23 protein-coding genes and 1 pseudogene are annotated in these 24,374 nt (G+C 67.5%); 7 read left to right on the top strand and 17 right to left on the bottom strand.

The window, feature by feature from the left end:
- The gene (locus ACOCMM_RS07800) at positions 1 to 759 is read left to right on the top strand and encodes an ABC transporter ATP-binding protein (RefSeq protein WP_419552610.1); all 759 of its coding nucleotides are present in this window, start codon (positions 1 to 3) and stop codon (positions 757 to 759) included.
- 160 nt (positions 760 to 919) lie between these two features.
- Here ACOCMM_RS07800 and ACOCMM_RS07795 read toward each other — a convergent pair.
- From ACOCMM_RS07795 to ACOCMM_RS07775, 5 genes and pseudogenes are all read right to left on the bottom strand, one after another.
- Positions 920 to 1,054 (bottom strand): annotated as a pseudogene (locus ACOCMM_RS07795) (type II toxin-antitoxin system HicA family toxin); the annotation flags it as partial.
- Between the two features lie 71 nt (positions 1,055 to 1,125).
- A complete protein-coding gene (locus tag ACOCMM_RS07790; protein WP_419552609.1) occupies positions 1,126 to 1,362 on the bottom strand; it encodes a type II toxin-antitoxin system HicB family antitoxin in 237 nt (78 codons plus the stop codon).
- Between the two features lie 420 nt (positions 1,363 to 1,782).
- Positions 1,783 to 2,121 (bottom strand): type II toxin-antitoxin system PemK/MazF family toxin, encoded by a 339-nt coding sequence (locus ACOCMM_RS07785; RefSeq protein WP_419552608.1) that lies wholly within the window; start codon positions 2,119 to 2,121, stop codon positions 1,783 to 1,785.
- Positions 2,108 to 2,344: a hypothetical protein gene (locus ACOCMM_RS07780; RefSeq protein ID WP_419552607.1), complete on the bottom strand. Its 237-nt coding sequence runs from the start codon at positions 2,342 to 2,344 to the stop codon at positions 2,108 to 2,110. The genes ACOCMM_RS07785 and ACOCMM_RS07780 overlap by 14 nt, the downstream gene beginning before the upstream one ends.
- A gap of 9 nt (positions 2,345 to 2,353) precedes the next feature.
- The gene (locus ACOCMM_RS07775) at positions 2,354 to 2,485 is read right to left on the bottom strand and encodes a hypothetical protein (RefSeq protein ID WP_419552606.1); all 132 of its coding nucleotides are present in this window, start codon (positions 2,483 to 2,485) and stop codon (positions 2,354 to 2,356) included.
- 155 nt (positions 2,486 to 2,640) lie between these two features.
- Between ACOCMM_RS07775 and ACOCMM_RS07770 the strand changes: the two genes are divergently transcribed.
- Positions 2,641 to 3,570, top strand: a complete 930-nt coding sequence (locus ACOCMM_RS07770; protein WP_419552605.1) for a DMT family transporter — start codon at positions 2,641 to 2,643, stop codon at positions 3,568 to 3,570.
- A gap of 56 nt (positions 3,571 to 3,626) precedes the next feature.
- Here the strand turns inward: ACOCMM_RS07770 and ACOCMM_RS07765 are convergent, their stop codons facing one another.
- The 8 genes from ACOCMM_RS07765 to ACOCMM_RS07730 form a co-directional block, all read right to left on the bottom strand.
- Positions 3,627 to 4,442 (bottom strand): enoyl-CoA hydratase-related protein, encoded by an 816-nt coding sequence (locus ACOCMM_RS07765; protein ID WP_419552604.1) that lies wholly within the window; start codon positions 4,440 to 4,442, stop codon positions 3,627 to 3,629.
- On the bottom strand, positions 4,439 to 6,748 hold the full coding sequence (locus tag ACOCMM_RS07760) for an acetate--CoA ligase family protein (RefSeq protein WP_419552603.1): 2,310 nt from the start codon (positions 6,746 to 6,748) through the stop codon (positions 4,439 to 4,441). Before ACOCMM_RS07760 ends, ACOCMM_RS07765 begins: the two co-directional genes overlap by 4 nt.
- Positions 6,749 to 6,850: 102 nt before the next feature.
- Positions 6,851 to 8,020 (bottom strand): acyl-CoA dehydrogenase family protein, encoded by a 1,170-nt coding sequence (locus ACOCMM_RS07755; protein WP_419552602.1) that lies wholly within the window; start codon positions 8,018 to 8,020, stop codon positions 6,851 to 6,853.
- Positions 8,021 to 8,086: 66 nt separating this feature from the next.
- The gene (locus tag ACOCMM_RS07750; RefSeq protein ID WP_419552601.1) at positions 8,087 to 9,589 is read right to left on the bottom strand and encodes a 3-hydroxyacyl-CoA dehydrogenase NAD-binding domain-containing protein; all 1,503 of its coding nucleotides are present in this window, start codon (positions 9,587 to 9,589) and stop codon (positions 8,087 to 8,089) included.
- Between the two features lie 14 nt (positions 9,590 to 9,603).
- Entirely contained in the window at positions 9,604 to 11,100 is a 1,497-nt protein-coding gene (locus ACOCMM_RS07745; RefSeq protein ID WP_419552600.1) for an amidase, read from the bottom strand.
- Positions 11,101 to 11,159: 59 nt separating this feature from the next.
- A complete protein-coding gene (locus ACOCMM_RS07740; protein ID WP_419552599.1) occupies positions 11,160 to 11,561 on the bottom strand; it encodes a type II toxin-antitoxin system VapC family toxin in 402 nt (133 codons plus the stop codon).
- Complete coding sequence (locus ACOCMM_RS07735; RefSeq protein WP_419552598.1) at positions 11,558 to 11,800, bottom strand: FitA-like ribbon-helix-helix domain-containing protein; 243 nt, start codon at positions 11,798 to 11,800, stop codon at positions 11,558 to 11,560. The genes ACOCMM_RS07740 and ACOCMM_RS07735 overlap by 4 nt, the downstream gene beginning before the upstream one ends.
- A gap of 106 nt (positions 11,801 to 11,906) precedes the next feature.
- Positions 11,907 to 12,722 carry an enoyl-CoA hydratase-related protein gene (locus ACOCMM_RS07730; protein WP_419552597.1) on the bottom strand — a complete coding sequence of 272 codons (816 nt, stop codon included), beginning with the start codon at positions 12,720 to 12,722 and terminating at the stop codon, positions 11,907 to 11,909.
- Between the two features lie 173 nt (positions 12,723 to 12,895).
- Here ACOCMM_RS07730 and ACOCMM_RS07725 point away from each other — a divergent pair, with 173 nt between their 5' ends.
- Genes ACOCMM_RS07725 through ACOCMM_RS07715 form a run of 3 tightly spaced genes read left to right on the top strand, consistent with a single transcriptional unit; the run spans position 12,896 to position 14,850 of the window.
- Positions 12,896 to 13,636: a dienelactone hydrolase family protein gene (locus ACOCMM_RS07725; RefSeq protein ID WP_419552596.1), complete on the top strand. Its 741-nt coding sequence runs from the start codon at positions 12,896 to 12,898 to the stop codon at positions 13,634 to 13,636.
- A gap of 59 nt (positions 13,637 to 13,695) precedes the next feature.
- Positions 13,696 to 14,430: an SCO6745 family protein gene (locus tag ACOCMM_RS07720; protein WP_419552595.1), complete on the top strand. Its 735-nt coding sequence runs from the start codon at positions 13,696 to 13,698 to the stop codon at positions 14,428 to 14,430.
- Positions 14,431 to 14,439: 9 nt separating this feature from the next.
- A complete protein-coding gene (locus ACOCMM_RS07715) occupies positions 14,440 to 14,850 on the top strand; it encodes a nitroreductase family protein (protein WP_419552594.1) in 411 nt (136 codons plus the stop codon).
- Positions 14,851 to 15,038: 188 nt separating this feature from the next.
- On the opposite strand, the gene ACOCMM_RS07710 is transcribed toward ACOCMM_RS07715, so the two are convergent.
- Positions 15,039 to 15,332, bottom strand: a complete 294-nt coding sequence (locus ACOCMM_RS07710) for a leucine-rich repeat domain-containing protein (protein WP_419554839.1) — start codon at positions 15,330 to 15,332, stop codon at positions 15,039 to 15,041.
- Here ACOCMM_RS07710 and ACOCMM_RS07705 point away from each other — a divergent pair.
- Positions 15,222 to 15,461, top strand: coding sequence for a hypothetical protein (locus ACOCMM_RS07705; protein ID WP_419554924.1), 240 nt, complete (start codon positions 15,222 to 15,224; stop codon positions 15,459 to 15,461). The genes ACOCMM_RS07710 and ACOCMM_RS07705 overlap by 111 nt on opposite strands.
- 248 nt (positions 15,462 to 15,709) lie before the next feature.
- Here the strand turns inward: ACOCMM_RS07705 and egtD are convergent, their stop codons facing one another.
- Both egtD and egtB read right to left on the bottom strand, forming a co-directional pair.
- Complete coding sequence (egtD, locus tag ACOCMM_RS07700; protein ID WP_419552593.1) at positions 15,710 to 16,753, bottom strand: L-histidine N(alpha)-methyltransferase; 1,044 nt, start codon at positions 16,751 to 16,753, stop codon at positions 15,710 to 15,712.
- Positions 16,750 to 18,057 (bottom strand): ergothioneine biosynthesis protein EgtB, encoded by a 1,308-nt coding sequence (gene egtB, locus ACOCMM_RS07695; protein ID WP_419552592.1) that lies wholly within the window; start codon positions 18,055 to 18,057, stop codon positions 16,750 to 16,752. Before egtB ends, egtD begins: the two co-directional genes overlap by 4 nt.
- 235 nt (positions 18,058 to 18,292) lie before the next feature.
- Here egtB and ACOCMM_RS07690 point away from each other — a divergent pair, with 235 nt between their 5' ends.
- A complete protein-coding gene (locus ACOCMM_RS07690; protein ID WP_419552591.1) occupies positions 18,293 to 21,751 on the top strand; it encodes a carboxyl transferase domain-containing protein in 3,459 nt (1,152 codons plus the stop codon).
- Positions 21,752 to 21,794: 43 nt separating this feature from the next.
- Here ACOCMM_RS07690 and ACOCMM_RS07685 read toward each other — a convergent pair whose 3' ends face one another.
- Positions 21,795 to 24,356, bottom strand: a complete 2,562-nt coding sequence (locus tag ACOCMM_RS07685; protein WP_419552590.1) for a CaiB/BaiF CoA transferase family protein — start codon at positions 24,354 to 24,356, stop codon at positions 21,795 to 21,797.
- Positions 24,357 to 24,374: the final 18 nt, after the last annotated feature.

Here is a 24,374-nt window from a genome sequence, read left to right as displayed (position 1 = left end):
ATGTCTGACGGCACTGCGGCTATAGCCGCCGTCTCCGCCAGCACGGGGTCCAGCCTGGTTCTCACCGATCTGACCGTCGATCGGGGCGGGCGGCCGGTGGTGCACGACGTCGCCATCGAAGTGCCGCCGGGCGAGATCACGACGATGCTCGGGCCGAACGGTGCCGGCAAGTCGAGCATTGCCGCGGCCATCGCCGGGCTGGCCCGGGTGCGCTCTGGCCACGTCACCATGGCGGGCGTCGACATCACCAACTGGCGGCCCGAGCGGGTGCGTCACGCCGGGGTATCGGTGGTACCCGAGGGTCGTCGCCTGCTGACCGATCTGACCGTGGCCGACAACATGCGGGTGGCGACCTACTCGCTGGACGCCGAGGCTGCCGAGGATGGAATCGAATACGCAAGGTCGCTGTTTCCCGAACTGGACCGTCGCTGGGAGTACTTCGGACGCCTGCTGTCGGGAGGCGAGCAGCAGATGGTGGTGCTGGCCCAAGCGCTGGTCTCGCGGCCCAAGGTGCTCGTTGTGGACGAGCTGTCGCTGGGGTTGGCGCCGATCGTGGTGAAGCGGCTCACGCCAGTGCTCGCCCAAGTGGCCGACAGCGGCGTCGCTGTGCTGTTGATCGAGCAGTTCGCGCAGGTCGCCCTCGGGCTGGCCACCAAGGCGTACGTGCTCGAAGGCGGGCGAATTCGCTACGACGGCAGCGCCGAGGACCTGATCGAGCGACCCGACGTGCTGCACTCGGCGTACCTGCTGCGCGACTGAGCCGCCGATGCAGGCGATGAGGCCAGGTTCTTGCCTCCCGACACGCTGTGGCCGACTCGCTGGAGTCGCTGGTCAACCAAACGATCGACCTCATGAACGAGGGCGCATCGCTGGACCAGGTGCTCCAGACGGTGTCGCTGCCGGCCGAGTGGCTGGAACGTCAGGACTGGTCGAACGTTCGCCTGTCGACGCCGAGGTCCCGCACGATGGCGCGAATGGTTCCGGTGCGGAGGTCGCGGCCGCCCCAGTTAGAAATAGTGGTTCGCGAACCGTTCGCTGGGTTCCGCCAAATCTCGTGTGAGCCCCGCTATTGGCGGTCCAGTTCGCAACCGAGCGCACGCAGCTTGCGAGTCAGCTCCAGGTAGGTCAAACCGCAATGACGAGTTCGCCGACCCGGTCGAAGGGCACGGGAAGCTCGTCGCCGTGCTCCATGCAGGAGGCGATGTAATCGGCCGCAACGCCGTCGAGATTGTGGAGCGCCTCTTCGGCAGTCGTGCCCCACGCACGGCAGCCGGGAAGCACCGGAATCTCGGCCAAGTACATGTACTCAGTCTCCTCAGTCGGCGTTCTGAGGGTGAACGGCAAGCTGTACAGCTTTGGCATCGGCCTCGGTTCCAAGCATCGAGTCGTCTGTGCTGGTGAGGTTATTCGCCTGCATGTCCGGCCGAGGTTCGTGGCGGCGTCAAGAGAATCCTTCGGCTGCCGGAGCCGTAGTCGATTGCGCCGCGGCTATGCGGTCATCGCGCGCCGCAACAACTGCACTGCAGCCCGAACACGCAGGACCGCTGCGCAGTAGCGACGCTTCTCCGCGTGGGCAAGCCGCCCGGCGCACACGCCCTCAAGATCGTCAGGAACGCGAACACGTTCCGGCGATTCCTCACGGCCGCCCAATCCGGATTTCCAGATCAAGCAGGCCATCGCTCGGCAGCCCTGATCTCGTTCGCCAATTCCCAGCCAGGTGTTCCACTCATGTCTGACGTTCAACGCAGTAGCAGGTGGCCGCTGCTGGTCCTCGGCGCAGTCTCAGTGGTTGAGGAGCACCCTCACGATGCTGTCCACCTGAGCGCTGACATCAGCGCTGAGGGTGCCGAGCCGGTGCACGAGACGGTGGCGGTGAACCGAGCGCAGCAGCTCGCATTGGACGTAGCTCGTGTCACCGAGGCCATTCGATTCGTCGGCTTCGACCTCGACGTGGAGTGACAGACCTCGCCATGTCGTCGTGAGCGGTGCAACGATGACGAGCGGGAAGTCAGAGCCGAAGATGTTCGGCGGCCCTAGGACGAGCGCCGGATGACCGAAAGCGGTTTCCCCGGGGTGCGGCTCGCCGAAATCGATCAACCACAGCTCGTCAACCGATGCCATCGCCGACTTTGGTTGCCGCGGCTTCCGTCAGGTATCCAGCCCAGTCATCAGGGCGTTCGCGCAGCGCTCCAAGCTCGTGCTGCACCTGCTCTGCGAAGCGAACTCTCCGCAGCGCTTCGGCGGCGTCCCGCAGCGTCTCGGTGAGCGACCGCCCTGACGCCTTGCTCATCTCCAAGAAGCGCGCGTGCGTCGCGCGGTCCACTCGCACCGTCGTCGTATCCACGCGCGCATTCTATTCCACCGTGTAGACAATTCGTCTACACAAACCTGCGGCGATTGCTTCGCAGAGCTGTTGCGGCGTGATCGGGACGGTGTTGGTGACGACCACGTCGGCGCTGAAGCCGGCGTTGCCGAGCATGCTCATGTTCAGTCCTCGTGGTGAGTTTCGGCCCGCACGCTACTTATGAGCACGCTCATTTAGTTTGAGCCGCCACGCTCGAACAACCGCACTCGCCAATCCTGCTCGGCGTAGTCTTCGCGGGTCGGCTCGGTTTTCCCGCTGCCGAGAGGGGCGGGGCTATGGCCGAGGCAACGGGGGTGCCGAGCGACCCCTACGGCGGCCACGGCTCGCCGGGAACCCCCGAGCGTGCACTCGGCATTCCTGCCGCGGCCCTTGCCATGGTCGGCTGGGCTGCGTCGGGCGTCATCGCCAAGGGGCTGTCCGAGCTGGGCCCGCTGGCTGTCGTGTTCTGGCGGATGTGGCTCTACACCGGCCTGGTGCTGCTGTTCCTGTGGGCGAACGGCACGCCGTTGAAATGGAGCTCGATCAAGATCTCGGCGTGGGGCGGCTTCTCGCTCGCGTTTGACATCATGCTGTTCTTCACGGCGCTCCGGCTGACAACGGTGGCCAATGCGACGGTCGTGGCGTCGCTGCAGCCGCTGCTCATGTTGTATCTGGCGCCGAAACTGTTCGGCGAGCAGCCGCGAGGTCGCCACTGGGGCATAGTGATGATTGCCAGCGGCGGCATCGCCATCGTGGTGTTCGGTTCGTCAGGGATTCCCGAGTGGAGCCTGCTGGGCGATCTGCTGGCAGCGCTGACGCTGTTCGCCTGGACCGGCTACTTCGTGTTCTCCAAGCTGAGCACGCGCAAGATCAGCTCGGCCCAGTACACGGGTGGCAGCGCGCTGGTGTGCTCGCTGGTGTGCTCGCCGTTCGCGATCGGTTCGGGGCAGGTGTTCGACATCCCGTCGCCCGGCGCTTGGGTGTGGCTGGTCATCTTGTCGATCGGGCCCGGCTTTGCCTCTCACATGCTGATGAATTGGTCCTTGGCTCGCATCCCGGCGTGGGTGGGCTCGACGATGACGCTGGCGATCCCGGTCACGAGCACGCTGATGGCCTGGGCGTTCCTCGGCGACGAGGTGTCGCTGTGGCAGTTCGTCGGCATGACGGTGGTGATGTTCTCCCTCGCCGTAGTGGTCGTCGACCAGTCACGCGGCGCCCGCGCATAGGAGTGCGCGCTGCGCTTGCGCTTGGCCTCTGAGCATTGCGGAACGGTTTGCGCGGACTAGCGGTTCTGCCAGCGCGGGGGGCGGCCCTCAGTGAACGCGCGGGGGCCCTCGGAGGCGTCGTCGGAGGCGAGCATGGCCTCATAGGCAGCGAGCTGGCCCGAGCGCAGCAATTCGAAGGCCTCGGGCAGGCCGAGGTGGGCGGTTCGACGGCCGATCTCGCTGATCGCGGCCACCGACAACGGCGCTGACTCGGCGACTCGCTCGGCCAAGGCGCGGGCCTCGGCCATCAGATCGCCACCGGCGACGACGGCGTTGACGAGTCCCCAACGCAGCGCTTCGGCGGCATCGAGGCGGCGGCCGGCGTACAGCACTTCGTTAGCCACCACCGGCGGCAACATTCTGGGAAGGCGCACCGAGGCCGTGTCGGCGATGATGCCCAAGCCGGCTTCGGGCAGCCAGAAGCAGGCGGTCTCGGCCGCGATCACCAGATCGGCCGCCAAGACGATCTCAAAGCCGCCGCCCACGGCCATGCCATTCACGGCGCAGATCACCGGCTTGGCCAGTCCTGGCAGCTCGCCGAAACCGCCGAAGCCCCCCTCGCCGTAGTCGGCCTCGAACTCCTCGCCCGCGGCGGCGGCGTTCAAGTCCCAGCCCGCAGAGAAGAATCGATCACCGGCGGCGCTGAAGATGGCGACGCGCAGCTCTGGAGTGTCACGGAACTCGGCGAACACGGCACTGAGCTCGCGGCTGGTGGCAGCGTCGATGGCGTTGGCCTTCGGTCGGTCGAGGGTGATCTCGAGCACTGGCCCGTCGACGACGCTGACGACGGCAGGACGCGCAGCGTCGGCGCTGGCCTCGGTGGAGCTGGTCATGGTCGGTCGGTCCTCCGGTGGCCAGGTTCCATCTCAGCACCGTCGAGCTGCACGACGGTCATCAGCGCGTCGACGGCGACTACTGAGTCTTGGGTAACCAGCAATGGGTTGATCTCCACTTCGGTGATGCTGCGATCAGCGCTCACCAGCGCGGCGAGGTTCTCGACCACCGCGACGACGGCATCCAGCACTGCGGGGGGCCTGCCGCGGTGGCCGGCCAGCAGCGGCCAGATGCGCAGGCTGCGCAGGGCAGCGCGGACATCGGCCGGATCGGTGGGCAGCAACAACGCGGCGGTGTCGTCAAGCACCTCGACCAGCGTGCCGCCTGCTCCCAACGTCAGCAGCATTCCCACCGGCGGCTCGGAACGGATGCTCACCAGCAGCTCCGCCAGCGCCTCGGCGACACACTCCTCGACCGTCACCGTTCCGTCGCCGAGTGCGCCGAGGCGCGCGGCCGCGGCGGCCACTTCGTCGAGGTCGTCCAAGCTGACCACCACTGCGCCCACATCGGACTTGTGGGCCACGCCGGTGGCCTTCACCACCACTGGCAGACCGATCTCAACGGCGGCCGCGGCTGCTTCGGCCGCTGTCACCAGCATCCCGCGCGGCACCGAGATACCCGTTGCGGCCAGCCGTTTCTTGGCCTCAGACTCCGCCAATACGGTCTCCGTGAGGACCGTCTCGGCCAGCACAGTCTCGGCCAGCACTGTCTCAGCCACGGCGGCGGCTTCCGACGCCGTTGCTTCCCCGCCGCTCGAAGCCCCGTGCAGACATGGGTCGTGTGCCCGCCGGGCACTGTGGGCTGGAGCGAGCAGCGGGGCCGGTGGCGTACCCGCGAAGGCGGCGAGCGACTGTCCGAACGCAGCCGCAGCCTCCAAGGCACCCAGTGCGGTGTCGATGTCGCCACAGGCGCTGAGGCCGAGCTCGCCGGCCCGCACACGCGCTTCGTCGGGCAGGTTCTCTGCCAAGGAGGCCACAACCACGCCGGGAGTGCCGCTGGCGGCGCATGCAACACCGAAGGCGTCGAGCGTGGGCCACCAGCGTGATCTGTCGAGTCCCACCGCGGGCAGGTCCAGGACCACCATCGCGGCATCGAACGGCGCATCCGCGGACGGATCGACGGACGGCTCCCCCGGCCCTTCGGTGGGCGGCTCACCGGACAATTCGGCGGACTGCTCGGCGGGCGACGCGCCAGGGGGGTCCATGTCGCCGAGCACGGCGGTGAAGCACTCGCGCAGGCGCGCAGCGTCTCCCCAAATGAAGGTGTGATAGTCGAGCGGGTTGGTCACCGCGACACGGTGGTCCAACGCGGCAGCAACCCGTTCGCGGTGCTCGGGTGAGAACGCCGGAAACGACAGGTCGCGGGTGCAGCTGCGATCCGCCACCAGCGCCGCCTCGCCGCCGGAGCAACTCAGCGAAACCAGCCGGTTGCCCCGCAGCGGACCAGTGTTGACCAACACCGACAGCGTGTCGAGCAGTTCGGGCAGTGTGTGCACTCTGTGTACACCGAGACGGCGAAACAGGGCGTCGTAGGCGGTGTCGTTGCCCACGAGCGAGGCGGTGTGGGTCACGGCAATGTTGCCCGATGCCTCGGTGACACCCAACTTGAGAGCCACGACCGGCAGGCTCCGCTGGTGCGCCGCGTCCATCGCGGCAGCGAACCGGTCGATGTCGTCCACCGCTTCCAGATAGAGGCCCACCCCGGTCACGGCCGGATCGGCCACCAATGTCTCCAACGACTCGGCCAGGCCCACGTCGGCCTGGTTGCCCAGTGCCAGCACATGGGCGATCGCAAGGCCACGTCGCGCCATGGTGAGGTTCACCGCGACGTTGCCGCTCTGGCTGACGAGGGCGACGCCGCGCTCGCAGCGGGCCAGCCCGTGCACGTCGGGCCACAGCGCAGCGCCGGTGACCGCCGACAGCGTGCCATAGCAGTTGGGGCCCACCAGCGGCATGTCAGCGGCGGCTTCGGTCAGTTCGCTTTGTGCCGCCGCTCCGGCGTCGCCGGTTTCGGCGAAACCTGACGCGTAGCACACGGCAGCGCCCGTCCCTGCGGCGGCCAACTCTCGCACGACCTCTGTGGCCGTGTCACGGGCCACGGCCACAAAGGCAGCATCGACGACACCAGGCAGCTCGGCGACCGACGCGACGGTGTGGGCGCCGCGCAGTTCACGGCGGGGGCTGACAGCCCACATCTCGCCGTCGAAGCCGAACGAACGGCTGGCCTCGATTGCGAGCTCGGCCGCGGTTCCGCCGATGAACGCCAGCGAGCGAGGCCGCAGCAGCCGGTCGAGCCGTCCGCTCACTGCTTGCTCACTGCCCGCATTCCGCCCGCAGGCCGCGTCCCCACCGTCCGCATTCCGCCCGCTCACCGTGTGCACACGACCCGCCTACCGCCCGCCTGCTACTCAGGAGCCCAACGGGCGCAGCATGTCGCGGGACACGATGTGACGTTGGATCTCGCTGGTTCCGTCCCAGATCCGGTCGACGCGGGCGTCGCGCCAGATGCGTTCCAGCGGCAGCTCGTCCATCAGGCCCATGCCGCCGAGGATCTGGATCGCCTCATCGGAGACGAACTGCAGCATCTCGGTGGCCGACAGCTTGGCCATCGCCGCATCGGCGTCGGTCATCTCGCCTCTCGCCGACAGCCAGGCGGCCCGGTAGGTCATGAGCTCGGCCTCGGCCAGGCGCAGACGCATGTCGGCCAGCTTGAACGACACCCCCTGGAAGCGGCCGATGCGCTGCCCGAACTGCTCCCGGTTGGCGGCCCAGTCCAGCGCGACTGCCAGTGCCCGGTCGGCTCGCCCCAAACAGGTGGACGCCACCTGCAGGCGGGTGCTGCCGAGCCACTCGTTGGCCACGTCGAAGCCCCGGTGCTCGGGGCCCAGCAGGTTCGCCGCGGGCACCCGGGCGTCGTCGAAGTTCAAGATGAGATTGTGGTAGCCCCGGTTGGACACGCTGTTGTAGCCCGGCAACCGCTCCACGCCAGGAGTGTCGAAGTCCACCAGCAGCGACGAGATCAACTTGCGGGGCGGACGGCCGTCCGATCCGGCTGGCTCGACGCCGGTGGCTGCGAACAGGATCACGTAGTCGGCGAGGTCGGCGTGGCTGATGAAGTGCTTGGTGCCGTTCACGACGAAGTCGTCGCCCCGGCGCTCGGCCCGGCAGGTCATGCCCCGCAGGTCGGAGCCCGCGCCCGGTTCGCTCATCGCCAGACACTCCACCCGCTCGCCCCGCACGGTCGGCAGCAGGTATTCCTCTACCTGGTCACCGGTGCAGGCGCGCAGGATGTTCGACGGTCGCGCCACGATGTACTGCAGCGCGTAGGTGGTCGAGCCGAAGGCCCGCTCGGCCATGGACAGCGTCAGGTCGTCCAGTCCCCCGCCGCCCAGGTCTTCGGGCATGTTGGCCGCATAGATGCCAGCCGCCAGGGACCGTTCGCGAATCTGTTCGACGAGCTCGGGGCGCACCTGCCCGGTGCGTTCCACCTCGTCCTCATACGGCGCCAGCTCGCGGTTCACGAAGGCGCGCACGGTGTCGACCACCATCTGCTGGTCGTCGTCGATGGAGAAATCCAAGGGGTGCTCCTGTTGTCGTGGTCGTGCCGGCGTGGTTTGGGTCTCAGGGTGGCGCGTGCTTGGGCGTCAACCGGCGGGAATGGACATGCGCCGGCCTGCCTGGGGCGGCGCGGGCATCGGGGCGTGGGCGGCGGCGATGGCGGCAACAGCCGCTGCTGGGCCCGCCAGCGCGGGCACCGCGCGCCCGGCCTCGGTGCTCACATGCAAGAGCATCTGCTCTGTCGTGCACCGCAGCTCGTCGCTGTGGCCTCGGTACATGGCATGGAAGATGTGGAGCCGCTTCGCGTCGCTGCCCAGCACCTGAGTGGTCACCCGCAGCGGCTCCCCCAGCGAGGCCTCGCGCAGGTAGTTGATGTGGGTCTCGGCCGTGTAGTAGGAGTGGCCGGCTGCGCGATAGTCCTCGTCGATGCCCAAGTAGCGGAACAGCATGTCCGACGCCCAGCCGAAGGCCGTGAGGAACGCCGCTTCGGTCATGTGGCCGTTGTAGTCCACCCAGTCCGGCTCGACGACAGTCGAGTACAGCTCGAGCGGGGCGGCGACATGCGTACCCGGCGTCCAGGGTTCCTCGGTGACGCCGGCCTCGAGGATGCGGGCCTCGCGCTCTGCCACGAGGCGGCCGGCGCCGATGTCGCAGGGGCGCAGCGCCCGCATCACCGACAGCAGGCAGTCGTCGCGCAGCTGCTCCAGCTCGGCGATGGACCGTCCGGCGGCTTGGTCCTCGCAACCGCTCTCCATCGCCGCCACCAGCTCGGGGGTCAACTCGGGCGCCTCCAGATGGGTCCACGGCAGCTTCAGCGCCGGTCCGAACTGGCGGAGCATGTGGCCCATGCCGCCCTCGCCGCCGGCCAGATGGAATGTCAGATTGGTGCCCATCGCGGCCCACCGCAGGCCGGGTCCGTACGTGATGGCGTCGTCCAACTCGGACGTGGTGGCCACGCCGTCGTTCACCAGGTGCAGCACTTCTCGCCACAGCGCCTCCTGCAGGCGGTCCGACAAGTAGCCCTCGATCTCGTTGCGCACCACCAGCGGGTGCATGACCAGGTCCTGGTAGTGGGCGACCGCGGCATCCACCACGGCAGGGCTAGTGGCGTCGCCGGGCACCACCTCCACCAGCGGCAGCAGGTACACCGGGTTGAACGGGTGGCCGATGATGACGCGCTCGCTGTGGCGGCAGCCTTCGGCGAGACGAGACGGGAGCAGCCCTGAAGAGCTGCTGGCGATCACGGTGTCGGGCGCAGCGGCTGCGGCAAGGCGGTGAAGCAACGGGAGCTTGACGGCCTCGTCCTCGGGGACGCTCTCCTGCACCCAGTCAGCGGCGGCCGCCATGTCCTCAGCAGAGTCGGCCCAGCGCAGTCGGGACGGGTCGGCGCCGGGGAATAACCCGAGGCGCGTCGCCGATGGCCAGGCTCGTTGCACTGCTGCGCGCAGCCGGGACTCAGCACCGTCGGCTGGATCCCAGGCGATCACGTCGTGGCCCCGTGCCAGCACGCGCACCGCCCAGCCCGCCCCGATGACGCCCGTCCCTGCCAGCCCGATCGTGCGGGCCGATCTGGTGTCCACAGTGGGCACGCTCGCGATCTCCTTCAGGCAGCCACGGCGGGGCGGCGATGGCTCCAGGGGGCGGCTTGTTCCATCTGCGCGGCGATGCGCAGCAGCACGTCCTCGCGGCCAGGTGCGGCCACCAGTTGTACGCCGATCGGCAGGCCTTCGGGCGACATGCCGTCGGGGGTGCCCAGCGGTACCGAGATGGCGGGTTGACCGGTGACGTTGAACTGCGGCAGGTACGGCGTCACCCTTGCCAGCCGCTTGGTCAGCGTGCGCTCGTCTCCCTCGACGAGGTAGCCCACGGGGGGTGGGACAACGCCCAGCGTGGGAGTCAGCAGCAGGTCGAAACCGTCACCGCTGCCGGGCTCGGCGTTCCACCACGAGACCATCCGGCGTGTGAAGTGGTGCAGGCGCTCACGGCTGTCCATGTAGTCGGGGGCGCTGATCTTGGCACCGCGCTGGTAGTTGATCCACGCCACCGGCTCGACGTCGTCTTCGGCCCACGGGCGACCGAGCACCCCTTCGTAGGACCGCAGAGTCGCCGTCGCGCTGGTGCGGATCACCCGGATGTAGTCGTACATGTAGTCATTGGAGGCCATCGGTTCAGGCAGTCTCGCTTCGACTCGATGCCCGAGTCCGTCGAGAATGCCGGCGGCGGCTTCAGCGGCCTGGGTGCACAGCAGTTCGGTGTCGGCGAACGGGAGGGTCGAGCTGACCCCGATGCGCAGCTGGCCGGGATCCTGGCCGACTTCGGCGACATAACCGGCGCCAGGCGCAGGGTGCGCGGGCACATACGGGTCGCCCGGTTCGGGTCCAGCCAACACGTCGAGCGCCAGTGCTGCGTCGCGCACGGTGAGAGCCACGGCGCCATCGGTGGTGCCGCCTCCCCAGCCCTCGCCGGACGGCGCGCCCGAGATCCGACCCCGCGACGGCTTGAGACCGACGAGCCCGTTGGCGCTGGCCGGGATGCGGATGGAGCCACCGCCGTCGCTGGCATGCGCGATGCGCACGATGCCTGCCGCCACCGCTGCGGCAGCGCCGCCGCTTGAGCCAAGCACCGTGTGGTCGGTGTTCCACGGGTTGCGCGTCGGTCCGTATAACGCCGTCTCGGCTGCGGCAGGACACTGTCCCCCGCCGAGTTCGGGACTGTGGGAGTGCCCAATGCTGACGGCGCCCGCTTCGGCCCAGCGGCGCGCCACGGCGCCGGTCTCGCTGTAGCGATAGTCGAGCTCGGCCAGCCGACGGTTGCCTTGGTACGCAGGCTCGCCCTCAGCCGGGCAGTGCAGGTCCTTCAGCGCGATCGGCACGCCCGCGAGCAGCCCGGAGTTGTCGCCGCTGGCAGAAAGTGCGGCCGCCCGATGCCGCGCTGTGTCGAATTGCGCGGCGCGATGCCGCGCCGTGTCGTAGGTCTGCTCGACGATCGCGTTGATCGTCGGGTTCACCTCTTCGCAGCGTGCGATTGCCTCATCGACCGCCGTGGCAGCGTCGACCTCGCCGGCTCGCACCTGATCGGCCAGCGCCGTCGCATCGTTCATCGTCGTCCCCGTCTGTCGAAGGCTTCGCAGTCCACGGCGCAGTCTCGCGCAGCACCAGATCAGGTCGACGCGTCAAAGAGCTCCACATCGCACTCGATGCCCGGCGCTCGCGACAGTCGGGCATCGCTTGTGAGCAGTGTCGCGCCGGTTTGTTCAGCCAGCGCCACGTACGACGCGTCGTAGGACGTCAGGTTGTCGCGCAATTCCCAGCAACGAGCGATGAGCGGGGTGTGATCGACGCGTCTGATCCCCACTCTTGCAAGATGGCGCAAACCACGTCGCGCCGCAGCTTCCGAAATCTCGCCACGGCGGTACATCCGACGGAACGCGGAAACAACTTCGAGGTCGAGCACGTGAGGTGCAAGTGCCAGTTCCAGCGAAATGCGACGCAAGGCACGATCAGTGCGCTCGCCGACCGTTCCCACCGCCGTGACGGCGACGCTGGCGTCGACGACGATCAATGCGACTCGCGATCGGCGCGAATGATCTCGACAATCATGTCGGGATCGAGGTCGAATTCGCCGTAGGCCAACGCCTCCACACGTTTGAGTGCGAGAAGTTCCTCTACCGCTGCCATCTCTGCCTCGCGGCAGACGGCGTCAAGCATGTACTGCTGCAGCGACTGCCCGGTTGTAGCTGCTCGTCGCTTCAGCTTGTCGTGCACCTCATCGGGCACGTGCTTGATCTGGATCGTCGCCATGTGCCCACCTTAACGCCAGAGTGACGCTGGTGGCGCCAATTTAGCGCTACCGAGTCATTGGGCGCAGTTTCGCAATCCAGCACAGCAGGGTCTGTCAAAGTCCGGTTCAGCGGCCCTGCCAGTTGGGCTGACGCTTCTCGGCGAAGGCCCTTGGGCCTTCCTTCACGTCCTCGCTGGCCCTCAGGCGAGTGACGGCCGGATAGGGATGGTGGAACGCTTCGCCGAGCGGCATGTCAAGCCCGCGCATCGCCGCTTGCTTGGTGGCCCGGATGGACAGCGGCGCGCAGCGCATGATGTCGTCGATGAGCCGGTCGGTTGCCGCGTCGAGGTCGGCGTAGGGCACCACGTCGTTCACGATGCCCAGCTCCAGTGCCCGCTGCGCATTCATGGTGCGAGCCGTCAGCAGGAACTCCATTGCCAGCTTGAGCGGGATCTGGCGCGGCAGGCGGTGCACTCCCCCGCCGCCCGCGTACAGGCCACGCAGCGGCTCGGTCAGCCCGAACCGGGCATGGTCGGCTGCCACCACAAGATCGCACGCCATCGCCACCTCGAACCCGCCGCCGAGCGCCACGCCGTTCACCTGGGCAATCAGCGGCTTGGGATAGTCGAAGCGCTCGATCAGGCGTGTCACCTGGCTCATCAGCTCGCGGTCAGCGGCCTGGGTGGCCTCGTCGGACTGACGAACCATCGACAGGTGCTTGAGGTCGCGCCCGGCGCAGAAGGCCTGCCGGCCCACCCCGGTAATGACCATCAGCCACACGTCATCGTCGGTCGCGGCGTGATCCAGGATGTCGGACCACTCCTTGTGGGCTGTCGTGTTGATGGCGTTGCGCACCTCGGGTCTGTTGATGGTGATGCGCGCCACACGCGGCCTGATCTCCTCATAGAGGAAGTACTGCGGTTCGAAGTCCAATACCTTCATGGCCCGGGATCGTATGCCGCCAGCCGTATGTGGACCGCAGCACACCTCTCCACAGCCGCAGCCGGCATGGGCCTGCTCGGCGAGCGCTGCAGTCCCGCGCGCACTACACAAGGGGCGGCACCCGTGACAGCCACACGACGGGCAAGCGCAAGGCCGCAGCCAAGGAGGTAGGGATGTTCGAAGACCACGTGTCGATCGACACCGGCGAGGGCGAGATGAGCACCTTCGTGGTGCACCCCGAACCCAGCGAACGCCGACCAGGGCCGTTCCCGACCGTGCTGTTCCTGATGGACGCGCCGGGCAAGCGCCCCGAACTGCACGACATGGCGCGGCGTATCGCGACGGTCGGGTACTACGTGCTGCTGCCGAACTTGTACTACCGCCAAGTCCCCGGCTTCATCGTGCAACGCGACGATGCCGCCAGCCGCCAGTTCATGGTCGAGCTGATGACCAACCTCTCCAACGCGATGGTCGCCCGCGATGCGGCAGCAATGATGCGGCACGCCGAGGCCGACCTCGCAGCGAGCACCGAGCGGGTCGGCACCACCGGCTATTGCATGACCGGCCCGATGGCGATCTGGCTGGCTGCGGAGTTCCCCGAAACCATCACTGCGGCCGCCTCGATCCATGGCGTGCGGCTGGCTGTGGACGCCAGCGACTCCCCCCACCTGCGAGCACCCGACATCAAGGGTGAAGTGCTGGTGATGTCAGCCGAGCATGACGATTACGTCGACCGCGCGCACTTCGATCGGCTGTGCAAGGCCTTTGCCGACGCAGGCACCGATGCACAGACCTACTGGGTGGACGGCGCTCACCACGGATTCGTCTTCCCGCAGCGGCCGGTGTACGACCAGCCAGCCGCTGAGCGCCACTGGGAGCTGCTGCTGGACATGTTCGCCCGCCGCCTGCACTGAGGGGCCGGCCGGCGCAGCCCTGGAGCAAGCCCGGCGGCGCGGTGCCACACTGTCGCGCCATGGAATCACTTGACCTCGTCCGCACCGTCTCGCCGCCTATCGCAGCGCTGGGCTCGAGCTTCTATTTCGATCCCGGCACGCTCGCGCGGGGCAAGGAGGCGGGCCTTGACGGCTTCCGCCTGTATTTCCTGGGCCGCGGCGGCGTGCTTGGCGATGTCGAGGCCGAGGTCGTGCACAGCGCATTCGGCTACTTCAACTTCGGCCTGGCTTCCAAGATCTGGAACTCCGCCAAGGAAGTGATGCCAGCGCGTGAGGCCGGGACGCTGTATATGGAGTGCGCCGGAGCCTTCGGTGCCTCCAAGCTCGGTGACGTCGAGGGCCTTGACGCCTTCAACGCTGCCGCCGACAGGGTGATCGCTGCGGGCTTGGCGAACTGTGCCGGCCAAGCCCTGTTCGCCGGCACGGCGGCAGAGCCCCGCAGCGATGACACTGCTGCTCGCGCGTTCCAAAACGTGGCTGTCTTGCGCGAGTTGCGAGGAAGCCTGCACTTGGTGGCAGTGGTGGCGTCGGGACTGACGCCTGAAACCGCTCACCGGATCCGTCGTCCCGACGACGTGACGATGTTCGGCTGGACCGACGACGTCGAGGTAACCGACGATGACAGGGCTCGTTGGGAAACAGCTGAGGCACTCACCGACGAGTTGTTGGCGCCGATCTACGGGGTGCTCGACGGCGCCGAGGCCACGGCGCTCACCGACGGCGTCGCCGCCATCGAAGCCGCTCTCTCCAGCTAGCGCTGACCGATGACGCTGTCTCTCAGCGCTGACGAGGTGCTGGCCACCACCCGGGCCGTCCGGCACCGGCTCGACTTCGACCGCCCCGTCGACGAGAACTTCCCATGCACACCGGCCATCTTCATCCCGTGCATCGAAGGCCGCCTCGACGGTGCGCCTGCGGGGCTGCAAGCGCTGCGATGGGGTTCGGTGATCCAGGGCGCCTGGAGCTTCTGCCTCGCGGCGCGCAACCGGGGCCTGGGCACCTGCTGGACGACGGTGCACCTTGCCCGCGAGCAGGAAGTCGCCGAGATCTTGGGCATCCCCTACGACGACGTCCAGCAGGTGGCACTGCTGCCGGTCGCACACACCATGGGCACCGACTTCAAGCCCGGACGCCGCAAGTCATTCGATCAATGCGTCCACGTCAACGGCTGGTAGCCGGCGACACCCTTGCGCCGCGAACCAGCCATCACTGACACGACTGGCCACGGCCAGCACTTCTCAGAGGCCGCGCGGATAGGCGACGTCTCGCAAAGATGCTGTCACGCCTTCTTTGTGCAAAGTTGCCGTCTGTGGCGGCATTTCTGCGCAAAGTCCAGGCCGCCGGGGCTGCCGGCCATCGCCGCCTATTCGCTACGGCTCTCAGGAAGCCGCACTTCCAACCCTGGCCGCGGATCCGTCAGATTGTCCGGAGCGGGCAACGGCAGCCGATTTTCGTGCAAGTGCAGGATCGCGAGGTTGGGCAAGTCGCCCAGTACGGCGGGTATCGACCCTGACAGACGATTGTCGGCCAGATCCAAGTTCCTCAGTTGAACGAGATCCCCGATTCGTGGGGTGATCGCACCCGCGATACCGGCTTCTTCGAGATCGAGCTCTTCGACGCGTCCATCGGCGACGACCACGCCGTACCACGCATGCATCGGATTCGAGGCTCCCCACGCCGATGCCGGTTCATCGCCGAGGGAACCGGTCTCAGCCAGATCGGAGTAGAAGCTCCACAACGCGGTGCAATCCGAGATCAGGAGATCCAGGGATTGATCGACGACTGAAGAATCGTCACACGGCGTATCACGAGCAGGCGCCGGTTCGGTTACAAGCGCCGGGGCTCTCGATGTCGAAGGCGCAGTCTCAGCCTGTGTCGTCGGTGCGGCTTCAACAGCGGCCGCTGAGGTCGCAGGTGGCGAGCTCCAGTCGGCATCGCTCCCTTTCGCCTGCTCGCGCCGAAGCTACTGCCGGGGAACCGGCAGATCAGGCGCGCTGCTCGGTTCGTTCGCGCCGCTGCACAGAGACGTGGAGATCAGGGCCGTCGGATCCGGCGGGCGAGGGTGAGGGCGTAGTCGCTCTGCGCGTCGGTCCACATCTGCTGGACGACGAGGCCGGCAGCGCCGAGTTCGGCTCGGACCCGCTCAGGGCGGAACTTCGCGCTGATCTCGGTGCGCATGTGCTCGCCCGCTGCGAAGTCGACCGTCATCTCCAGCGCGGGGATGTGCACAGTCTGGGCCCGGGTAGGGCGCAGGCGCATCTCGATCCACTCGTTGTCGACATCGAATGACGCCTCGTGCTCGAAAGCGTCGAGGTCGAAGTCCGCGCCGAGCCGGCGGTTCAGGACCGACAGCACGTTCAGGTTGAACTCGGCGGTAACGCCCGCCGCATCGTTGTACGCGGCTTCGACACGGCCGAGATCTTTCGCGAGGTCGGTGCCGAGGAGGAACGTATCGCCGGGCCGCATCGCTGCCGCAACAACATCGAGGAAGGCGGGACGTTTGGCCGGCGCGAAGTTGCCGATCGTGCCGCCCAGCAGCATCACCATGAAGGGCGGGCGAGGCTGCACCGCTCCGGAATCCGCTGGCTCGTCGAGCGGCAAGCGACCGAGGTGATGCTCGAAGTCGCCGACGACGCCATGCACACGCAGCCCCGCATAGCCGGCGGCCAACTCGTCCGCAGCGGCCCGCAAGGTCGCTTCGCTGTTGTCGAACGGGACATAGCGCCGGAGCTGGCCAGCAGCGGCGAACGCGTCGAGCAGGATGCGCGTCTTCGTCGAGGTTCCCGAACCGAGCTCGGCCAAGCTGTCGGCGCCCGAGGCAGCCACGATGGAACCGGCTTCCCGCTCGAGAATCTCACGTTCACGTCGGGTCGGGTAGTACTCGTCAAGACGGGTGATCTGTTCGAACAAGTCGCTGCCGTGGTCGTCGTAGAACCACTTCGGCGGCAGCTCCTTGGGACGCGACGACAGGCCCACCGAAACGTCGGCGCGCAGTTCGCGGTCGGCCCAGCCAGCGTCGAGCCAGTTGTCGACCACAGGCGCGCTGGCGGGCTGGGCGGCGTGAGATCGAATGATCACTGGGCGGCGGCGAGGCGCAGGCCAGAGAAGTGCCAGCGGGTGTGGGGGTGGAAGAAGTTGCGATACGTGGGGCGAATGTGACCCTCGGGCGTCGCGCAGCATCCGCCCCTCAGCACCAGCTGGTTGATCATGAACTTGCCGTTGTATTCGCCGACTGCCCCCGGTGCGACGCGAAAGCCCGGGTACGCGCTGTACGGGCTCGACGTCCATTCCCAGACATCGCCGTACATCTGCTGGAGTTCGACCTGCTCGTTGCGCAGGGCCGGCGTGGGACCGTTTGCCGGCCCGGGATGCAGGCTGGCGCAGCTGCCGATGTTGCCCGTCCGCGGCAAGCCCGTCACTGCGTGCTCCCACTCGAACTCGGTCGGCAGTCGGGCGCCAGCCCAGCGGGCGAACGCATCGGCCTCGTAGTACGACAGGTGGCACACGGGCTCGTCGGGCGCAACGGCCTTGAGGCCCTCGAGCGTGAACACCTGCCAGCCCTCGTCGGCAAGATGCCAGTACGACGGTTCCTCCCAGCCGTGGGCCAACCGCTGGCCCCAGCCGTCGGAAAGCCACAGCGTCGGCGTCTCGTAGCCGCCGTCGGCAATGAACTCCAGCCACTGCGCGCACGTGACCGGGCGGTCGGCCAGCCGGAACGGCTCAACCAGCACTCGATGGCGAGGCCCCTCGTTGTCGAACGCGAAGCCGCAGCCATCGTGGCCGACGGCAAGCTCACCACCGTCGAAGCTTGCCCAGCGGACCTTGTCCGCGCACTTCACGGCGCTTGCGTCGGCACCGGTGCGAGCGGCGTGTGCCGCCTCGCCCAGCGCGCGATACGCAGGCCACAGCGCTGGATTGCACGACAGCACGTGCTTGATGTCCATCAGGATCAGCTCTTGGTGCTGCTGCTCGTGATGGAGGCCGAGCGTCACGAGATCGGCGATCTCGTCATCAAGCTCGAGGGTGAGCAACTGCCCCATCGCTTCGTCGACATGACGGCGGTAAGCAGTCACCTCGGCGCAGGACGGGCGGGACAGGTTTCCTCGCTCAGGCCGGGGGTGCCGCTTGCCGATGGTCTCGTAGTACGAGTTGAACAAGAACCCGAACGCCGGGTCGTGCTCGGCGTACCCGTCGAGATGCGGCTTGCACAGGAACGTCTCGAAGAACCATGTGACGTGCGCCCGGTGCCATTTCGTGGGGCTGACGTCGGGCATCGACTGGATGCACTGGTCCTCGTCGCTCAGCGGTGCGGTGAGCGAATCGGTGTGCGCCCGAACCGAGCGGTACGCCTGCAACAGGCTCGCAGGGGAGTTGCTGGTCATAGTTGTCGCCACTAGGCCAGACGGAGGGTAACCGCGATCCATGAGATCGTCGCATCTGCGTGATGGACATCGCTTCATGTTTCGAGCTCGGTGACAGCCGCAATTTGCATAGGCCACGTGTCTGCGTGACGCTCAATCGACGCGAACGAGGCCGTCTGCGGTAAACACGCAGCGCGACACTTGTGCGCCCGCATTGCCGCGGCCACGCGGCGGACGGCCACCACGGCTGGCAACGATGACTGGGAACCGGGAGACAGCACCCATGGGCCTGAAGAAGCTGTTGATTGCGAACCGGGGAGAGATCGCCGTGCGGGTCGCACGCGCCGCCGCCGAGCTGGGCATCGGCACCGTTGCGGTCTCGGGCGCGGACGATGCTGCCTCGCTGCACACCCGCGTTGCAGACGAGGCCGTCACGCTCGACGGCCGCGGCGTAGCCCCGTACCTCGACGTCGACCAGGTGGTCCGCGCGGCGGTGGCGACAGGCTGTGACGCAGTCCATCCCGGCTACGGCTTCCTGGCGGAGAATCCTGCGCTCGCGGAGGCCTGCGACACAGCGGGCGTCGTGTTCGTCGGCCCGACGGCGGACCAGCTTGCCCTCTTCGGCGACAAGGTGGCTGCTCGGCGGCTTGCCGAAGAGCACGGCGTGCCCCTCGTGCCAGCCACGAACGGGGCAACCTCGCTCGCGCAAGCCGCTGCATTCGGGGCGCAGCACGGTCCGATGATGATCAAGGCCGTTGCGGGCGGCGGAGGCCGCGGCATGCGGCCGGTCCTGAGGCCCGAAGAGCTCGAAGCCGCCTACGAGCGCTGCATCAGCGAGGCGACTGCGACGTTCGGCCTCGGCGACGTGTACGTCGAACGGCTTATCGAGCGCGCCCGTCACATCGAAGTGCAGATTATTGGAGACAGCGCCGAGGTATCGCACCTCGGCGAGCGTGAGTGCACCCTGCAGCGCCAGAACCAGAAGATCGTCGAGATCGCGCCCTCCCCCAGCCTGTCGCCCTCGACGCGCCAGCGCATCTGCGATGCAGCGGTGGCGATGGCCTCGGGAACGGGATATCGCAGCCTGGGCACCTGGGAGTTTCTGGTCGATGCGGACGACCCCGACACGGTCGCGTTCATCGAGGTGAATGCCCGGATCCAGGTAGAGCACACCGTCACCGAGGAGGTGACGGGTGTCGACCTTGTGGCAGCTCAGCTCCGGATCGCCGGCGGAGCAACGCTGGCCGACGTGGGCCTGACACAAACCGACATCGGGGCCCCGCTCGGACACGCCATCCAGTGCCGCGTCAACACCGAGACGATGACCGACGACGGCACGGCACGGCCGAGTGGCGGCATGCTGACGGCGTTCGAGCCGCCCACCGGACCGGGCATCCGCACCGACACCTACGGCTTTGTGGGCTACGGCACGAATCCAAGTTTCGACTCATTGCTCGCCAAGGTGATCGGCCACAGCCGCAGCAGCGACTACGCCGACGCGGTCCGGCGCACCCGGCGAGCGCTCGGTGAGTTCCGCATCGACGGCGTCGCGACCAACCTGAGCTTCCTGGCTGCGCTCATGGACCGGCCCGAAATCAGCGCCAACGACATCACTACCCGATTCGTCACCGACCACGCGGCCGAGCTGTGCGCCGCCGCCGCTGACGTCGCGTCGCTCTGGGCCCCCGCAGCGTCGAGTGCTGGCGCTAGCGCTGGCGGACTAGCAGGGGCGCGTGTCGACGACGATCCGTTGGCAGTGCTGAGGCACGGCGACATCGACGGCGCCTCCACTGACCGCGCTGCATCCGACGCGGTGCGCGCACAGGCGATGTCCGGTGCTGCTGCGTCGCTTCACGGAGTGCCCGTGGCGACGATCACTGGTCCCGACGGCAGCGTCGGCGTGCCCGCCCCGCTGCAGGGGACCATCGTGTCGATCTCTGTGGCCGAGGGCGACGCGGTTGCTGCGGGCCAGCAGGTGGCGGTGATGGAGGCGATGAAGATGGAGCACGTCGTCACCTCCACGGTCACCGGAGTCGTGCGAATGCTGGGAGTTGCCGCAGGCGACATCGTCTATGAGGGGCACTCGCTGCTGTTCGTCGAGGAAGCCGAGGTGGACGTCGCACTCACCGAAGCAGCCGCAGCGGTCGACTTGGACTACATCCGGCCTGACCTGGCCGAGGTCATGGGCCGGCGAGCCGTGGGCCTCGATGAGAATAAGCCCGAGGCGGTCGCGAAGCGTCACGGCCGCGGCCACCGCACCGCGCGCGAGAACGTCGCCGACCTCGCCGACCCCGGCACCTTCGTCGAGTACAGCCCGCTGATGGTCGCCGCGCAGCGCAAGCGCCGCTCCATGGAGGACCTGATCGCTAACACCCAGGGTGACGGCATGGTCGCAGGCGTGGCCAGCGTCAACGGCGACCTCTTCGGCCCCGAGAAGTCCCAAACCATGGTCATGTCCTACGACTACATGGTGCTGGCGGGGACCCAGGGCGTGAACAACCACCGCAAGAAGGACCGCATGTTCGAGATCGCCGGGCACAATCGCTTGCCGGTTGTCCTGTTGGCCGAGGGAGGCGGCGGGCGACCGGGCGACACCGACGGCCTCGGCGGTCAAGGCCTGGATTGCTGGGCATTCACGTACTTTGCGCAGCTCAGCGGCCTGGTGCCGCTGGTAGGTGTCACCAACGGACGCTGCTTCGCAGGCAACGCGGTGCTGCTGGGCTGCTGCGACGTGATCATCGCGACCGAAGGCTCGAACATCGGCGTCGGAGGCCCGGCCATGATCGAGGGTGGCGGCTTGGGCGTGTTCCGTCCCGAGGAAGTCGGTCCGGTCGACGTGCAGTGGCCCAACGGCGTCATCGACGTACTCGTCCCCGATGAGGCCGAGGCGATAGTCGCCGCCAAGCGGTACCTGTCGTTCTTCCAGGGACCCATCGACGAGTGGGAATGCCACGACCAGCGCGAACTGCGCCATGTCGTTCCTGAGAACCGGCTGCGGGCTTACGACGTGCGCGAGGTAATCGAAAAGCTCTGCGATGTCGACTCGGTGATGGAGATCCGCCGCGGATGGGGACCGGGATGCGTGACGGCGCTCGCACGCATCGAGGGTCGCCCTATCGGCATTGTGGCCAACAACAATCACCACCTCGGCGGTGCCGTCGACGCCGACACCGGCGACAAGGCAGCTCGCTTCATCCAGCTCTGTGACGCGCATGACGTTCCGTTGTTGTTCCTATGCGACACGCCCGGGATCATGGTCGGCCCCCAAGCCGAGTACGAGGCGACTGTTCGCCATGCCGCACGCATGTTCGTGACGGCGGCCAATGTGGACGTGCCGTTCATGACCATCGTGCTGCGCAAGGGCTACGGCTTGGGCGCACAGGCCATGGCCGGCGGCAGCTTCAAGGCACCGACGTTCACCGTGTCATGGCCGACTGGAGAGTTCGGCGGCATGGGCCTCGAGGGCTTCGTCAAGCTCGGCTATCGAAGGGAGCTTGAGGCCATCGAAGACCCCGCCGAGCGCAAGCGGTCCTACGAGGAGCGTGTGGCCCGTCTGTACCACCAGGGCAAGGCTGTGAACACCGCCGCGTACTTCGAGATCGACGACGTGATCGACCCCGCCGAGAGCCGAGACTGGATCCGCATGGCGCTGCTCGCCGCGCCCAAGCCGGCGCCACGAACCGGCAAGAAGCGCCCGATGGTCGACACCTGGTAAGGCGCCGCTGCTGGCCGGCTTCGGCCGAGCTGCGAGAGACCGATCAGGTGAGGAGTTCGGCGACGGCGAGTTCGGCGATGCGGTCGCCGTCATAGCCGAGCACGTCGGTGAGGATCTCGAAGCTGTGCTCGCCGAGGGTCGGGCCGCCGTAGGTGACGCCGGCCGGGGTGCGCGACAACACGAATCGAGAGCCATCCACGACCGTGGTGCCCTGCTTCGCGTGCGGAACCTCGACCTGCTGGCCCCGGTGGATGATCTGCGGATCGGCGGTGTACTCGGGCGAGTTCTGCACGATGTGCGCTGCCACGCCGACGTCCTGCAGGCGGTACATCAGCGCCATGCCGTCTTGGCCCCGGATCCACGCCGAGATGACCGAGTCCAGGTCGTCGTGACGCTCATGACGCTCCGCAAGTGTCAAGTCGGCCAAGTCGCTTCGTCCCATCTGCGCCGCCAGCGATTGCCACTGGGCGTCGTCGACGCATGCGATGGCAATCCAGTTGTCGTCGTGTTCCACAGCCTTGGGTCCCGCGTCGGCTGCAGCACCGGGCACAGTCGCAGCAGTCCGGTATACACCCTGGGGCGCGATGTGGCGATCCCGGTTGCCCACCCGCTCGGCCACACGGCCATTGACGGTCCGGTCGAGCAATGCAGGAGCCATCAAGTGCAGTGCCGACTCGGCCTGGGAGAAGTCGATGTACTGGCCCTCGCCGGTGCGGCGCCGGTGCTCCAGCGCTCCCATCACCGCAGCTACCAGCCAGCGAGGCGAGGTGTAGTCGGTGTAGGCGCCGAACGGCCCACATGGCGCCCGGTCGGGCCAGCCGACCGGGTAGAAGAATCCCGAGATGGCCGCGGCCATCGTCCCGAAGCCCGCCAGCATCGCCAGCGGCCCGGTTTGACCCATCAGGCAGCTGGACGCCATGATCACATCGGGTCGGCGCTCGCGCACCTGTTCGGGGCCCATCCCCCATCCCGCCATCGCCTTGGGCGAGAACGACTCCACGATCACATCGGCCCAGTCGATGAGGTCCCAGATGACCTCGAGCGCCGGGGGCTTCGACATGTCCAAGCAGATGCCCCGCTTGCCGGCGTTCATGTTGTTGTAGAGCGCCGAGTACTCAGGATCGCCGATGTCGTCGCGGAACGGCTGGAGCGAACGCGCCACCTCCAGCCGGGTCTCTGACTCGACTCGGATGATGTCGGCGCCGTAGTCCGCCAGCACCCGTGACGCGGCGGGCCCGGCCATCGCCCACATGAAGTCGAGCACCTTCACGTTCTCTAACGGGAGGGCCGTCGACGCCACGTGCTCGGTGATGTCCGCCCCGGTGGCCTCGATGCGGGGCCGCGTCCGAGCCCCAGCCGCACCGAACTCGGCCATCACCTCATCGGTGTGCTCACCCAGCTTGGGCGGCGGGCCGAGCGGCTGCATCGGCGTGACGCTGAAGCGGGCATATCGCCCCGGGTAGAGCACGTCAGTTGGGCCGTCATCGCCGAGGTCCTGAGTGACGGTTTCCCAGTACTCGCGTGCCGCCAGCTGGTGCGAGTCGATGACCTCGTCCGCGGTCCATACCGGTGTGATGAGCACCCGCCGGCTCATTGCCGCGTCGAGCAGCTCAGCTTTCGTCTTGGTGGCGAAGAAGTCGTGGAGTATCTGCTTCAGCCGCTCGTACTCCGAGACCGGCTCACGACCATCGAGCAGCATCATGGCGTACTCGGTCCAGTTCTTGTCCCGGGTGGCTTCGTCGCAGTAGCCCTCTTCGTGCACCCAATCCATGAGGTTCTGGGTGAATGCCCGGAATCCCGGCCCGAACAGGAAGGTCACCGACGCGTGCCCGTCGGCGCATGGCCACATCAGCTGGATGTGCAGGCCTTCCACGAGCACACCGCCCGCGCTTCGAATCGGCGGTGTCGCTCCGATGGGTGTCGACAGCGCGTACGACTGGCAAGCCTGGTTCATGCTCTGCTGTGCCGACATGTCGACGTGCTGGCCGAGGCCCGAACGGGTCTGCCGCTCCCAGAGTGCGATCAGCGCGGCACCCGCTGCCTCCGATGCGGCGTTGTGGAACGCCTGCGGGAACAGCCCACCGGTGCGCACCGGCGCCCGGTCGACGTCGCCGGTCATGGCCATGTTCACCGCTGCGGCCTGCAGCGTGAGATCCGACGCGGTCCAGTCAGCCTTCGGACCGTCTGAGCCGAACGGCGAGATCGACACGTACACCAATTCGAGGTTGACCTCGCCAAGCGTGCCGTAGCCGAGGCCGAGGCCGTCCATCACCCCTGGACCAGCCGACTCGATCAGGATGTCAGCGTTGGCGGCCAGGTCGCGCAGCCGACTTGTGCCATCGTCGGTCTGCAGGTCCAGCACCACGCTGCGCTTGCCGCGGTTGTACGCCCAGTGATGCAGCGAACGTTCGGGATCCTCCGCATCGTCGGCGAACGGTCCCAGCCGTCGAGCCGATGAGCCTTCCGGCGGCTCGACCGCGATGACGTCCGCACCCATCTGGGCGAGGATCGCGCCGGTGAGGTGCCCGCGCTCGTCGGTGAGGTCGAGCACCCGGAACGGGCTCAGCATCGAGGGGGACTCGGGATCAGCAGCAGCGTCAGGCATCCGCACATTTCAGCACGG

The sequence above is a fragment of the Candidatus Poriferisodalis sp. genome, assembly GCF_965198245.1.
Lineage (GTDB): Bacteria > Actinomycetota > Acidimicrobiia > Acidimicrobiales > Poriferisodalaceae > Poriferisodalis.
The sequence above is the reverse complement of the archived record's forward strand: the minus strand, read 5'-3'. Positions and strand labels throughout refer to the sequence as shown.

What these genes read in the sequence shown, in the direction of transcription:
- ACOCMM_RS07785 (WP_419552608.1), bottom strand. Translation starts at nt 2,121, where the DNA reads ATGGCATCGGTTGACGAGCTGTGGTTGATCGATTTCGGCGAGCCGCAC.
- ACOCMM_RS07725 (WP_419552596.1), top strand. Translation starts at nt 12,896, where the DNA reads ATGTTCGAAGACCACGTGTCGATCGACACCGGCGAGGGCGAGATGAGC.
- ACOCMM_RS07710 (WP_419554839.1), bottom strand. Translation starts at nt 15,332, where the DNA reads ATGCATGCGTGGTACGGCGTGGTCGTCGCCGATGGACGCGTCGAAGAG.
- egtB (WP_419552592.1), bottom strand. Translation starts at nt 18,057, where the DNA reads ATGACCAGCAACTCCCCTGCGAGCCTGTTGCAGGCGTACCGCTCGGTT.
- ACOCMM_RS07745 (WP_419552600.1), bottom strand. Translation starts at nt 11,100, where the DNA reads ATGAACGATGCGACGGCGCTGGCCGATCAGGTGCGAGCCGGCGAGGTC.
- ACOCMM_RS07730 (WP_419552597.1), bottom strand. Translation starts at nt 12,722, where the DNA reads ATGAAGGTATTGGACTTCGAACCGCAGTACTTCCTCTATGAGGAGATC.
- ACOCMM_RS07770 (WP_419552605.1), top strand. Translation starts at nt 2,641, where the DNA reads ATGGCCGAGGCAACGGGGGTGCCGAGCGACCCCTACGGCGGCCACGGC.
- ACOCMM_RS07735 (WP_419552598.1), bottom strand. Translation starts at nt 11,800, where the DNA reads ATGGCGACGATCCAGATCAAGCACGTGCCCGATGAGGTGCACGACAAG.
- ACOCMM_RS07775 (WP_419552606.1), bottom strand. Translation starts at nt 2,485, where the DNA reads ATGAGCATGCTCGGCAACGCCGGCTTCAGCGCCGACGTGGTCGTCACC.
- ACOCMM_RS07800 (WP_419552610.1), top strand. Translation starts at nt 1, where the DNA reads ATGTCTGACGGCACTGCGGCTATAGCCGCCGTCTCCGCCAGCACGGGG.
- ACOCMM_RS07790 (WP_419552609.1), bottom strand. Translation starts at nt 1,362, where the DNA reads ATGCCAAAGCTGTACAGCTTGCCGTTCACCCTCAGAACGCCGACTGAG.
- ACOCMM_RS07715 (WP_419552594.1), top strand. Translation starts at nt 14,440, where the DNA reads ATGACGCTGTCTCTCAGCGCTGACGAGGTGCTGGCCACCACCCGGGCC.
- ACOCMM_RS07765 (WP_419552604.1), bottom strand. Translation starts at nt 4,442, where the DNA reads ATGACCAGCTCCACCGAGGCCAGCGCCGACGCTGCGCGTCCTGCCGTC.
- ACOCMM_RS07720 (WP_419552595.1), top strand. Translation starts at nt 13,696, where the DNA reads ATGGAATCACTTGACCTCGTCCGCACCGTCTCGCCGCCTATCGCAGCG.
- ACOCMM_RS07685 (WP_419552590.1), bottom strand. Translation starts at nt 24,356, where the DNA reads ATGCCTGACGCTGCTGCTGATCCCGAGTCCCCCTCGATGCTGAGCCCG.
- ACOCMM_RS07690 (WP_419552591.1), top strand. Translation starts at nt 18,293, where the DNA reads ATGACTGGGAACCGGGAGACAGCACCCATGGGCCTGAAGAAGCTGTTG.